Below are 12,871 nucleotides of genomic sequence, written 5' to 3'. Positions count from 1 at the left end.
AAGATTCGGTGAGCAAGGGGGCGCGACGGGAACGACGAAGGCAGGGGCTCGCACGCCGTTGTGCGAACCCCTGCCTCCGGTACTGCTGTCACCGCGGCCGGCCGTGACGATGTTGCTGGTCAGGGCACTCTCGGTAGACCGGCCGCGGAGTCCTGTGTGCGGGTCTCAGCCCAGGCGCTGCACCAGCGCGCGGTACTCGTCCCACAGTTCCTTCGGGGTGTGGTCGCCGAAGGTGTTGAGGTGCTCGGGGACCAGGGCGGCCTCCTCGCGCCAGACCTCCTTGTCGACCGTGAGCAGGAAGTCCAGGTCGGCTTCGGACAGTTCGAGTCCGTCCGTGTCGAGGGAGCCCTTCGCCGGCAGGACGCCGATCGGCGACTCGACGCCCTCGGCCGTGCCGTCCAGGCGCCCCACGATCCACTTCAGGACACGGGAGTTCTCGCCGAAGCCGGGCCACACGAACTTGCCCTGGTCGTCCTTGCGGAACCAGTTGACGTAGTAGATCTTCGGCAGCTTGGACTGGTCCTTGTCCTTGGCCACGTCGATCCAGTGGGCCATGTAGTCGCCCATGTTGTAGCCGCAGAACGGCAGCATCGCGAACGGGTCGCGGCGCAGCTCGCCGACCTTGCCCTCGGCGGCGGCGGTCTTCTCGGAGGCCACGTTGGCGCCGAGGAAGACGCCGTGGTTCCAGTCGAAGGACTCCGTCACCAGCGGCACGGCGGTGGCCCGGCGGCCGCCGAAGAGGATCGCCGAGATCGGCACGCCCTTGGGGTCCTCCCACTCCGGCGCGATGATCGGGCACTGCGAGGCCGGGACGGTGAAGCGGGCGTTGGGGTGGGCGGCCGGGACGCCGGACTCCGGGGTCCAGTCGTTGCCCTTCCAGTCCGTCAGGTGGGCCGGAGTCTCCTCCGTCATGCCCTCCCACCAGATGTCGTTGTCGTCGGTGAGGGCGACGTTGGTGAAGACGGAGTTGCCCCAGAGCGTCTTCATGGCGTTGGCGTTGGTGTGCTCGCCGGTGCCGGGCGCGACACCGAAGAAGCCGGCCTCGGGGTTGATGGCGTAGAGCCGGCCGTCCTCGCCGAAGCGCATCCAGGCGATGTCGTCGCCGATGGTCTCGACCGTCCAGCCGGGAATGGTCGGCTCCAGCATGGCGAGGTTGGTCTTGCCGCAGGCGCTCGGGAACGCCGCGGCGACGTACTTGGCCTCGCCGCGCGGCGGGGTGAGCTTGAGGACCAGCATGTGCTCGGCCAGCCAGCCCTCGTCACGCGCCATCACGGAGGCGATGCGCAGGGCGTAGCACTTCTTGCCGAGCAGGGCGTTGCCGCCGTAGCCGGAGCCGTAGGACCAGATCTCGCGGTCCTCGGGGAAGTGCGAGATGTACTTGGTCTGGTTGCAGGGCCAGGGGACGTCCTCCTGGCCGGGCTCCAGCGGGGCGCCCAGGGTGTGCACGGCCTTGACGAAGAAGCCGTCGGAGCCGAGCTCGTCCAGGACGGCCTGGCCCATGCGGGTCATCGTGCGCATGGCGACGGCGACGTACGCCGAGTCGGTGATCTCGACGCCGAGCGCGGACAGCGGCGAACCGAGCGGGCCCATGCAGAAGGGCACGACGTACATGGTCCGGCCGCGCATCGAGCCGCGGAACAGGCCGCCCTGGCCCCCGGCACCCTGGAAGATCTCCCGCATCTCGGCGGGGGCCTTCCAGTGGTTGGTCGGGCCCGCGTCCTCCTCCTTCTCGGAGCAGATGAACGTCCGGTCCTCCACGCGGGCGACGTCGGTGGGGTCGGAGGCCGCGTAGTAGGAGTGGGGGCGCTTGATCGGGTCGAGTTTCCGGAAGGTGCCCTTCTGGACGAGCTCCCCGCACAGGCGCTCGTACTCGGCCTCGGATCCGTCACACCAGACCACGTTGTCCGGCTGGGTCAGCTCGGCGATCTCGTTGACCCACGAGATCAGCCCCTGATGGGTGGTGGGGACGGTGGGAGCCGCGATATCGCGCGCCACGATTGCTCCTAAATGAGGGATTTTTGGTGATGTGGAGGCCCCGTGGGGGCTGCGACCCGGATGCTTCACGGTGAAACTTGGCGCTCATCCGGTGCCGACCGCACTCATTTGATCATCCGACGTCCGCGCCCATCTGTCCAGAGGAGCGCACAGGTGAGCAACGTGAGGATCGCCACGGTTTCTCACGACGCTTTGCGTGCACGTTGGGTTCATGTGACCGTCCGTTTGCGTAACCATCGTTCGGCGACGGTGAGAGGATGGCCACTCTTCATCGGCCAATCAGATGGACTGATAGGTCACTTACGGTTCCGTAGCTACCATTCGGCCATGACTGCGTTCGTCCCCGACGCGCCCTCGGATACGCCGGCCGACGGCCGTGGCCCGGTGGCGCTCTCGTTGCCGCACCCGGTGAAGCCCAAGCTGCGCGGCTGGCTGCACCTCGGCATGTTTCCGGCCGTTCTCGTCGCGGGCCTGGTGCTGACCGCCCTCGCCGACTCGTCCAGAGGGCGCGTCGCCTGCGGTATCTACGTACTGACGGCGTGCCTGCTCTTCGGCGTGAGCGCGCTGTACCACCGGGGCAACTGGAGCCCGCGCATGGACGGCGTCCTGCGCCGTCTGGATCACGCCAACATCTTCCTGATCATCGCCGGCACCTACACACCGCTGACCATGCTGCTGCTGCCGGGCGCCAAGGGCCAGTGGCTGCTGTGGGGCATCTGGGCCGCCGCGGCGGCCGGTATCGCCTTTCGCGTCTTCTGGGTCGGCGCCCCGCGCTGGCTCTACACGCCGTGCTACCTCGCGATGGGCTGGGCGGCCGTCTTCTACCTGCCGGACTTCATGCGGACCGGCGGGATAGCCGTCCTCGTCCTGGTCATCGTCGGCGGCCTGCTCTACAGCGCGGGCGGCGTGGTCTACGGGATCAAGAAGCCCAACCCGTCACCGCGCTGGTTCGGCTTCCACGAGGTGTTCCACTCCTTCACCCTGGCGGCCTTCATCACGCACTACGTGGGGATCTCGCTGGTGGCGTACCAGCACGCGTAGATCCCACCCACCTCTCTCAGGCCACGACCCCCGGGTCGTGGCCTTTTTGCATGCCCGAGGGAATCACATTGACAGTCTCTATGTTTTGATAGTTACTCTCATTTCATGGCTACTGTCACTATCGGGGTCCAGCAGGACCCGCGCCGCTGGTGGGCCCTCGGTGCCCTGGTCGCGAGCATGCTGACGCTCGGCTTCGACATGACGATCCTCAACGTCGCGCTGCCCACCATGGCCGCGGACCTGGGCGCGACCACCGGAGAGCAACTGGGGGTCCCCCCAGGCGTTTAGCACTGGGGGAGGATGGCGGACGCCTACGTCGTCGTGTTCGCCGCCCTGATGCTCCCCGCCGGGCTGCTCGGGGACCGGTTCGGGCGGCGGCTGATGCTGGTCACCGGGCTCGGGATCTTCCTGGCCGGCTCGGTCGCGGGCGCCCTGGCCGAGGACGTGACCTGGGTCGTCGCCGCCCGTGCCGTGATGGGCGTCGGAGGCGCGCTGGTCATGCCGCTCGCCCTGTCCGTGCTGCCCTCGCTGTTCGGGCCGGACGAGCGCTCCAAGGCCATCGGCGTCATGTCGGCCGCCTCGGCGCTCGGTATGCCGCTCGGCCCGATCCTCGGCGGCTGGCTGCTCGACCACTTCTGGTGGGGCTCGGTCTTCCTGGTCAACGTCCCGATGGTCGGCATCGGCATCACTGCCTGCCTCGTCCTGCTGCCCGAGACCCGCGACCCGGCCTCCCCCAAGGTCGACACCGTCGCTACGGCACTCATCGCGGCCGGCCTCGGCGCCCTCGTCTACGCCATCATCGAGGCGCCCACGCGCGGCTGGGGCGACCCACTGGTGGCCGGGTTCCTCGCGGGCTCCGCGGTCCTGCTGGCCGGACTGGTCCTGCGCGAGCGCCGGGCGGCACGGCCCATGCTCGACATGGAGCTGCTCGGCCACCGCGGCTTCCTCGTCAACACGCTCACGGCGACCCTGGTCACCTTCGTCCTGGCGGGCCTGCTGTTCCTGCTGCCGCCCTACCTCCAGGCCGTCCTCGGCCATGACGCCCTCGGCACCGGGCTGCGGCTGCTGCCGATGATGGGCGGGCTGATGGCCGCCGCGCGCGGTGCCCAGCCGGTCGTCGCCCGGTTCGGTCCCCGCGCGGTGGTCAGCTCCGGCCTGGTGGTGCTGGCCTTCGCCGCGTTCCTCGGCAGCCGCACGACAGCCGACTCCGGCTACGCCTTCACCGCGCTGTGGCTGACCATCACCGGGCTGGGCTTCGGCTTCGCCGTGGTCCCCGCGATGGACGGGGCGCTGGCCGCGCTGCCCGCCGACCGGGCAGGCTGGGGGTCCCCCCACGCCGTTGAGGCAGTGGGGGAGGTTCCGGGCTGCTGATGACCCTGCGCCAGGTCGGCAGCGCGATCGGTATCGCCCTGCTCGGCAGCCTCCTCGCGGGCGTCTACCGGGACCGGCTCGACGTCACCGGTCTGTCCGCCCGGGCCGCCGACACCGCCGGGGAGTCCGTGGTCGCGGCCCACCTCGTCGCCGAACGGGCCTCCGCACCCGGCCTGGCCGCCTCCGCGGACAGCGCGTACGTCCACGGCATGGGCGTCGTCCTGCTGGTGTGCGGCGTCGCCGCCCTGGTCGCCGCGCTGTGCGCCGGGGCGTTCCTGCCGGACAACCGGTCCGTCCCGGGCGGGACGAGCGGCGCCCCGGCGATGGCCGAGCCCGAGGGCGATGCCCGACAATGACCTTCATGACGGCCCCACGCACCACCCCCGCCGACCGGCCCCCGCTGGGACTCCGGGAGCGGAAGAAGATCAAGACCCGCCAGGCGATCCGCACCGCGACCTACGCGCTGATCGAGGAGCAGGGCTACGACGCCACGACGATCGAGCAGATCGCCGACCGAGCCGAGGTGTCGCCGTCGACCGTCTTCCGGTACTTCCCGACCAAGGAGGACATCGTCATCACCGACGAGTGGGACCCGGTGATGCTGGAAGAGCTGCGGGCCCGGCCGGAGGACGAGTCGTGGGCCGACACGCTGCGGCACGTGATGCGCACGGCCCTCGACCTGAGCCTCGCCGAGGAACCCGAGGTGACCCGGCTGCGGACGCGGCTCGGGGTCGAGGTGCCGGCGGTCCGTGCCCGCATGCTCGAGAGCACGGCGGCCACCGGCGAACTGCTCCGCACCGCCCTCGCGGAACGCTCCGGCCTCGACCCCGACGGCCTGGAGCTCCGGGTGTTCGCCATGTCCGTGATGGGCGGGCTGATGGAGGTCTCCCACTACTGGGCCGAGACCGGCCACCGGGACGACATCCGGGACCTCGTCGACCGCGCCCTGGACGTCCTGGAACACGGCCTGCCGACCGGAAAAGGCTGAGGCGGCGGCCCGTCGCCGTGTCATCCTGACCGGGTGAACGGTCCCGAGATCCACGTCGAGTTCGCCCCCGAGCTGCATGTGTTCGTCCCCCGGGCCCGGCATGCGGGTGCCGTACGGGCCGCCACCGACGGCGTCTCCAGCCTCGGCCATGTCGTCGAGTCGCTGGGCGTACCGCTGACCGAGGTGGGCGCCCTGGTCGTGGACGGACGCGAGGTGTCCTTCTCGCACGTCCCGGCGGCCGGCGAGTCCGTGACCGTACGGACCGTCGCACGCCCCCAGAAGGTCCCGGGCGCTCCCCTGCGCTTCCTCCTCGACGTGCACCTGGGGACGCTGGCCCGCCGGCTGCGGCTGCTCGGCGTGGACACGGCCTACGAGTCGACCGACATCGGGGACCCGGCGCTGGCCGCGCTGTCGGCCGCCGAGCAGCGGGTGATGCTGAGCCGCGACCGGGGGTTGCTGCGGCGCCGGGAGTTGTGGGCGGGCGCGTTCGTGTACAGCACCCGGCCCGAGGAGCAGCTCCGGGACGTCCTGGACCGGTTCCGTCCCGAGCTGCTTCCCTGGACGCGGTGCACTGCCTGCAACGGGGTGCTGCGTGAGGCGACCAAGGATGAGGTCGCCGACCAGCTGAAGCACGGGACGCATGCGACGTATGACGTGTTCGCGCAGTGCACGGCGTGCGGCCGGGCCTATTGGAGGGGTGCGCATCACGAGCAGTTGGAGGCCATCGTGGAGCAGGCGATCGCGCTCCGCGCGGAGCGCCGTTGATCTGAGCGCCGCGGGGAACTGCGGGACCGCTGTGGCTGGTCGCGCCCGCGCGGCGGAGCCGCAAATTGATACAGCCCCGCGCCCCTGAGGGGCGCGTACCCGAGGCCGTTTCCTAGCGCCTGGTCAGGTCCCCCTTGCCGCAGGCGATTCCGTCCCTGTTCCTGTCCAGGTTCAGGGGGTCGTCCCTGCCGTTGATCTTCAGGCGGCCGTAGTCGTTGGCCTTGAGCCACTCGCAGCGGGCTGCCGTCGTCTTCTTCACCTCCGCCGGGAAGTCCGTCGGGACGCAGACGTTGATCGAGCCGTAGTGGCGGTCGCAGCCGGAGATGGTCGGGCTGACCTTCTGCGAGGCCCGCTTCTTGCCGGGCTTCACCACCGTGCCCTCGGGCGCGTCGGCGAAGTCGTGGACGTGCGCCGAGGCGTCGGTCGCCTTGAGCGCCTGCGGGCCCTGGAGGTGCACCCACTTCGCCACCGAGGGCACGCCGTTCGCGTCGACCGCGAAGAGCATGTACCAGCCGGGCGGGGCCAGGTTGGGGTTGCTCGTGACGTTCAGGTCGACGTTGTTGCCGTCCACGGACAGCGGCAGGTCCACGAACCGCTGGTTGGGGTCGGAGGAGTGCGTGACGGCGGCCGGGCGGATCAGCTCGGCCTTGGCGATGGGCCGGTCGACGGTGATCCGCTGGGTGTCGCCGTAGTTCCACTCGGTGTCGATGACGGAAGTGATCTCCGGACGCGGGCCCTTGAACAGGTAGGGCGGGCTGTAGACCGACACGTCGTGATTCCAGGAGCCGTTGCCCGGGTTGTCGCCGGTGGTCATCACACGGCCGTCGGGGAGCAGGAACGCCGAGGAGTGGTAGCCCCGCGCCTCGGGGTCGACGGCCACCGGGTCGAAGGTCTCCGAGGCGGGGTCGAAGATCGACGTCTCGTAGACCGGGTTGGCGCGGTTGTGCAGCGCGCCGCCCGTCTCCAGCACCTTGCCGTCGGGCAGGAGCACGGCGGAGACGTACATCTTGCCCTGGTTCCCGGTCTGCGGGACCGGCCCGTTGCCCATGTCGACCGTGCCCTGCGGGATCGGCGGCCCGGCCACGTACGCGGGGTTCGGCTGCTTGAGGTCGATGATGTCGGTCAGGCGGTTCGCCTCCGGGTTGGAGTCGATGTTGCCGCCTCCGAGGGTGAGGACCTTCTGGTCCTGCGCCGGGGGCAGCAGCACACTCGCCGACTGGTCGCGCTCGTCCTTCTTCTGCAGGCCGGGCACCTGGGTGATGGTGTTGGCGCCGTAGTCGTAGATCGCCGAGCCGGTGCCGGGGATGTTGTTGCCGAAGACGTGGCTGCCCGAGTAGAAGAGGCGGCCGTCCTGCATCAGGATCATCGACGGGTACAGGCCCCAGTAGGACCAGGTCTGGTTGACCTTCCAGGTGGGCTGCCACTGCTGCTCGGCCTGGGAGAACAGTTCGGCGGTGACCGAGCCGGTGGAGTCCTCGCGCAGTCCGCCGAAGGAGATGACGTCACCGTTGCCGAGGATCGTCGCCGACGGGTACCAGTGGCCGTCGTTCATGTCGTTGGTCTTCGAGTAGGTCTCGGTCTCCGGGTCGAAGATGTAGGAGTCCTTGTAGCCCTCGTAGCCGTGCCCGCCGGGAACCGGGTACGCCTTGTTGCCGCTCATCACGAGCACGCGCCCGTCCTGAAGCTGCACATGCCCGGCGCAGAACATGTCCTTCGGCGTCGGGACGACCTTGTAGGAGCCGTTCGCCGGGTCGTAGACCGCCGAGGTGAAGGTGCCGGCCTCGAACATCGACTCGTCGTTGCCGGAGCCCGCGATCAGCAGCACCTTGCCGTTGTGCAGGACGACCGAGTGCATCGAGCGGACCGGGTTCTGCGTGGGCAGCACGTCCCACTTGCCGTTCGCGCACTGCTCGGCCGTGCCCGTGCACTGTGGAGGCAGGACCGGGTCGGGCACCTGGTCCATCGTGTAGTCGTCGGTGGTGGCGGAGCCGGTGCCGTAGACCGAGACGCCCCAGGAGATGCGGTCGGTGCCGGCCGGGACCTCGGGGGTGCGGACCGTGGCCTCGGTCCAGCCGCCCGCCATGTCCAGCGTCTTGAGGTCCGTCCAGTACTGCCAGCCGGCCGTGGCGTCGTGCCGGAACAGGGTGATCGCGGCGTCCGGGGTCGTCGTCTTGTACCAGAGACCGAGGTCGTACTGCTTGCCCGGCGTCACCACCGGCGCGCACGCGGCGGACTCGGTGATCAGCGCCTTGCGGTCGCCGTCGACGCGGCGGGTCAGCTCGACCTTCATGGCCTTGCCGCCGGAGTGCGCGTCGGTCGTGGTGGTGAAGGTGAAGTCGTTGTCGCCCCAGCCGGACTTCTCCCAGCAGTACGGCATGTCGCCGGTGCCGGCGGTCTCGAATCCGGGGTTCTTGATGAGGTTGGCGGCGGAGGCGGTCTGCGGAGAGGTCAGCAGCAGGCCCGAGGTGAGGCCCGCCACGGCCAGGAGTGCGGTACTTCTACGACGTCTTTTCACACGGCTCTCCTTGCTGTGCGGAGCTCCCGCGTCCGGGCTTCTCACGCCCCCGGCGCGGCAGATAGACCAGCGCTTCGGTCCCCGCGAAGCGCAGGACGAAGGTCGTCACCAGCGCGAGCGCGGTGGCGGACAGCACGCCCAGGTGGAACTGGTGCACGAACAGGGCGATCAGCGGGATGCGGAGCACCAGATCGGCGTTGGCGAGCAGCGCGAACCGTCCGGCCCGGTCCCACCAACGGCGGTGCCGGCGCCGTTCGCGGAACAGCAGATGCTCGATGAGCAGGAAGTTCCAGGCGACGCCGAGCTGGTTGGCGAGGATCTCCGCCGGTACGTAGTGCATGCCGAGCGCGGTCAGCGCCCACAGGCCGACCAGGTTCGGCACGAAGCCGGTGAGCCCGATCAGGCCGAAGCCGACCATGCGCGCGGCCGGCGAGGCGGTGCGCAGCCCGGCCAGGTGGCGCAGGAAGCGCAGGCCCTCCTGCGCGGTCGACTTGGACTCCCCCGCGAACCGGTCCTGGAAGACGAAGGGCACCTCGGTGACCGTGCGCGGGCGGCTGCGGACGGCGAGTTCGAGGAGGATCTTGTAGCCGAGCGGCTGGAGCACCTCGGCCGTGACGGCGCTGCGGCGGATCGCGAAGAAGCCGCTCATCGGGTCGCTGATGCCGCGCAGCCGGCGAGGGAAGAGCGCCTTGGTCAGCCAGGTCGCCCCGCGCGAGACGAACACCCGGTAGCTGCCCGCGAGCCCGGCCCGGCTGCCGCCCTTGATGTACCGGGAGGCGACGACGAGCCCGGCACCCGCCCGCTCGCCGGTGGCGACCAGGTCGGGCACGAGCGAGGGCGGGTGCTGGCAGTCGCCGTCCATGACGACGATCCAGTCCGACGTGGCCGCCTTCATGCCCTCGACGACCGCGCCGCCGAGCCCGCCCACCGGCTCCTCCCGGTGCAGCACGGTCACCGGGAACGGGCAGTCCTGCGCCGCCTTCTGGATGACCTCGGGCGTGTCGTCGGTGGAGTCGTCCACGAAGACGACCTCGCAGGGCAGCCGGGCCGGGACGGCCTCGGTGATCTGGCGCAGCAGCTGCCGTACGTTCGCCGACTCGTTGAACGTCGGTACGACGATGGTGACGGCGCCCGGTTCGGGGATCTCGGTGGTCTCGGTCTCGACGACCTCACCGGGGACGGTGGACTCCTGGCTCATCGCGCGCCTCCGGCGGACGTCTGGATCTGGCGGATCTCGATGCGGTCCTCGCCGGTGCCGAAGGTGGCGACCGGGTCCGAGTGCTCCATGGCGGCCTGGACGTTGGGCAGGTCGGCCGCGTCACGCCGTACCGTCGGCGAGGCGACGACGTAGTCGAGGTCCTTCCAGCCGCGCGGCATCGTCTTCGTCACCGCGGGGTCGAGGTCGGCCTTGTAGAACCAGATGACGCCGAGCCCCGGCCGGTAGCCCTGGTGCACCAGGTCCAGCCAGAGGGCGTCGTCCACCAGCACCCGGGTGCGCGCCGGGTCCTCGACCTCCGTGGCCAGCCACTTCGACGCCGCCTGGTAGCCGGCGTTGGCGTCGGTGGTGACAGCGATGCGGGCGCCGTCGTACCAGCGCGGTACGACATAGGCGCCGGCGGAGAGGGCCAGGACCGCGGCGAGCGCGTACCGGCCCAGACTGACGTACCGTTTCTCCGCCTCGGAGCGCCGGCGGCTCAGCACGGCGTGGGCGACGGAAGCGGTGCCGCCGGCGAGGACGAGCGCGAGGAACGGCAGGGCCTGGATGACGTACATCGCGGGCAGATAGCCGTTGGGGCGCAGCGCCAGTGCGGCGAAGATCGCGACGGCCAGGGCCGGTCCGGCAAGGGCCCGGGCGGTGACCGACCAGCGCCAGGTGACGAGCAGCAGCAGGGCGCCCGCGAGACCGCCGAGGGGCAGGATCCTGTCGTAGTACAGCCATGACTGGAGGACGCCCCAGGAGCCGGAGCCCTGGTCGAGGATGAAGCCCGAACCGGGCCGGGTCATCTGGTACTTGACGCCGTCCCAGAGGGAGACGTGCCCGGCGCCCGGCAGCAACTCGCCCTTGAGCAGGGCGAACAGCGGATACGAGAAGCCGATCAGCGCGCAGGCCGTGACGGCTCCGGTGAGGGCGAACTTGCGGGTGTCCTTGTGGCTGTGCCGCCACATGGTGAGGAACAGTGCGGGCAGGACGACGAGCATCGTCTCCTTGGTGAGGACGGCCGTGGCGGCCGCGATGCCCGCGCCGAAGTGGTGCCAGAGGTGGCGGCTCGGGGACGCGGCGAGGGTGAAGGCCAGCAGCGTCCACATCACCGCGAGGTTGTCGAGGAAGATCTCCCGCTGCAGGACCACGGACAGCGGGGAGAGCCCGAAGAAGACCATGCCGAGCCCGGCGGCCCAGCGGGGCAGCGCCAGACGGCGGCCCAGCACGAAGACCAGGACCGCGCTGATGCCGCTGATCAGCAGCATCGCGGCGCGCATGGTGCCCACCGTCATCGACTCGGGGCTGATCAGCGCCGGGATCCAGGTCAGCAGGGCGATCTGGATCCAGCCGAGGGGCGGGTGGTCGTACCAGTAGGTGTAGTGGGCCAGGCCGTTGCCCTGCTGGACCGACCAGGCCTGGGCGAGGTAGGTGCCCTCGTCGTCGCTGAGGGCCGGGTAGTCGGCGATGTTCCAGCCCTGCACGACGAGGGTCGCGACCAGCAGGAGGCCGCACAGGATCAGGTCGGGCCGGGAGGAGCGCAGCCGGCTCGGCGGCTCGGGTGTGCGACGGGCCGGACCGGCGCCGGGCACAGGCTGCCGCTGCGCGGGGACCTCAGGGCTGGTCGCCGCGGGAAGGGTGGAGGTCACGCGGGAACGTCCTCTCGGGTCACGGGAACGTCCTCTTGGGTCACGGGAACGTCATGCCGCGTCTCGTCGAGATGCGCGCCGACATGGGTCGTCAGCTCCCAGTCGTTGCGGCCGCGCTGCTCACGCCACACGGCGCGCACGGCCGCACCGGCGAGCAGGACCTGGTAGAAGGGGCCGCCCAGGACCAGCTTGAGGTAGTGCCCGAAGCGGACGCGCAGCCCGTACTGCTTGCCGAAGTCGTGCAGTCCGACGATCTCGAAGACGAAGGTGACCAGGGCGGTGACGGCCGGCAGGAAGGTGATGAAGGCGACGCCGACAGGCACGTCGAGGAACAGCGCGATCGCCACGTTCAGCGGGATGATCAGGCCGGTGAAGGCCTGCATGAACGGGGTCATCAGGGTGTAGCGGGCGAGCAGGCGCTGCCCGAGGGTGGGCAGTTGCTTCCAGTCCTTCTTCCGGTACACCTGGAGGAATCCCTGGTTCCAGCGGGTGCGCTGCTTCAGCAGGGACATCAGCGAGTCCGGGGTCTCCTCCCGGGTCACCATGTCGGAGTCGTAGGCGACCACGACCTTCTTGCCGACGCTGGAGAGCCTGACGCCCAGGTCGCAGTCCTCGGCGAGGCAGTCCGGATCCCAGCCGTCGGCTTCCCTGAGGACGTCCGTGCGGACGAAGACGGTGTTGCCGCCGAGCGGAATGAAACCTTTCTGCGCGTGCAGATGGAGCCGCGAGCGGAACCAGAAGAAGTACTCCAGGCAGTTGCGCAGGCTGTACCAGCTGGAGTGGAAGTTGATCAGCTGCACGCCACCCTGGACGACGTCCGCGCCGGTGGTGCGGAAGGCGTGGTCGACGTGCGCGAGGAGCTCGGGGTGGACCTGGTCCTCCGCGTCGAAGACCCCGACGACGTCGCCGCGGCAGTGCGGCAGGGCCGTGTTCATGGCCTTCGGCTTGTTCTTCTTCTCGTGCGTGTCGACGACGACGCGGACCCGTGGGTCACGTGCCGCGGCCTTCTCGGCCACCTCGGTGGTCTCCGGATCGTCGTGCCCGACGATCACGATGATCTCGAAGTCGGTGTGGCTCGACTCCAGCAGCCGCTGGATCGTGTGGTCCAGCACCGCCTGTTCGTGCCGGGCGGGCAGCAGCAGCGAGAAGGAGACGTGCTCGTCCCCGTCCGGACTGCTGAACCGCGTGGAGGCGAGCACTTCCGGCGTACGCCAGGCGTGCATCTGCCACCACAACGTGAACGCCGCCATCCAGAACAGAGCCAGTGACACGGCAGCGATGAAGACAGACGTCAGCAAACAGATCCCCCCAGATCCCAGAACCCCCAGTGGTGACAGTGGGCCTGAGTG

8 protein-coding genes and 1 pseudogene are annotated in these 12,871 nt (G+C 69.9%); 4 read left to right on the top strand and 5 right to left on the bottom strand.

The genetic code is table 11. The features are described from left to right. Positions 1 to 165: 165 nt before the first annotated feature. Positions 166 to 1,995 (bottom strand): phosphoenolpyruvate carboxykinase (GTP), encoded by a 1,830-nt coding sequence (locus AC07DF_RS03035; RefSeq protein ID WP_478966353.1) that lies wholly within the window; start codon positions 1,993 to 1,995, stop codon positions 166 to 168. A 327-nt stretch (positions 1,996 to 2,322) separates the two neighbouring features. On the opposite strand from AC07DF_RS03035, the gene trhA reads away from it, so the two are divergent. From trhA to AC07DF_RS03015, 4 genes and pseudogenes are all read left to right on the top strand, one after another. Then, a complete protein-coding gene (trhA, locus tag AC07DF_RS03030) occupies positions 2,323 to 3,036 on the top strand; it encodes a PAQR family membrane homeostasis protein TrhA (protein ID WP_478966351.1) in 714 nt (237 codons plus the stop codon). Positions 3,037 to 3,141: 105 nt separating this feature from the next. Further along, positions 3,142 to 4,763, top strand: a pseudogene (locus AC07DF_RS03025) (MFS transporter). Between the two features lie 5 nt (positions 4,764 to 4,768). Further along, positions 4,769 to 5,395 (top strand): TetR/AcrR family transcriptional regulator, encoded by a 627-nt coding sequence (locus AC07DF_RS03020; protein ID WP_478966349.1) that lies wholly within the window; start codon positions 4,769 to 4,771, stop codon positions 5,393 to 5,395. Positions 5,396 to 5,428: 33 nt separating this feature from the next. Further along, positions 5,429 to 6,160 carry a Mut7-C RNAse domain-containing protein gene (locus AC07DF_RS03015; protein WP_478966347.1) on the top strand — a complete coding sequence of 244 codons (732 nt, stop codon included), beginning with the start codon at positions 5,429 to 5,431 and terminating at the stop codon, positions 6,158 to 6,160. A gap of 112 nt (positions 6,161 to 6,272) precedes the next feature. On the opposite strand, the gene AC07DF_RS03010 is transcribed toward AC07DF_RS03015, so the two are convergent. From AC07DF_RS03010 to AC07DF_RS02995, 4 genes are read right to left on the bottom strand one after another with little or no spacing between them, the layout of a single operon-like run. Then, complete coding sequence (locus AC07DF_RS03010; protein ID WP_478966345.1) at positions 6,273 to 8,675, bottom strand: galactose oxidase-like domain-containing protein; 2,403 nt, start codon at positions 8,673 to 8,675, stop codon at positions 6,273 to 6,275. Next, positions 8,659 to 9,873, bottom strand: coding sequence for a glycosyltransferase (locus tag AC07DF_RS03005; protein WP_478966343.1), 1,215 nt, complete (start codon positions 9,871 to 9,873; stop codon positions 8,659 to 8,661). The genes AC07DF_RS03010 and AC07DF_RS03005 overlap by 17 nt, the downstream gene beginning before the upstream one ends. Continuing rightward, on the bottom strand, positions 9,870 to 11,522 hold the full coding sequence (locus tag AC07DF_RS03000; RefSeq protein WP_478966341.1) for an ArnT family glycosyltransferase: 1,653 nt from the start codon (positions 11,520 to 11,522) through the stop codon (positions 9,870 to 9,872). The genes AC07DF_RS03005 and AC07DF_RS03000 overlap by 4 nt, the downstream gene beginning before the upstream one ends. Further along, the gene (locus AC07DF_RS02995; RefSeq protein WP_478966339.1) at positions 11,519 to 12,820 is read right to left on the bottom strand and encodes a glycosyltransferase; all 1,302 of its coding nucleotides are present in this window, start codon (positions 12,818 to 12,820) and stop codon (positions 11,519 to 11,521) included. Before AC07DF_RS02995 ends, AC07DF_RS03000 begins: the two co-directional genes overlap by 4 nt. Positions 12,821 to 12,871 lie beyond the last annotated feature (51 nt).

The organism is Streptomyces sp. NPDC044719 (assembly GCF_056433405.1).
The sequence above is the reverse complement of the archived record's forward strand: the minus strand, read 5'-3'. Positions and strand labels throughout refer to the sequence as shown.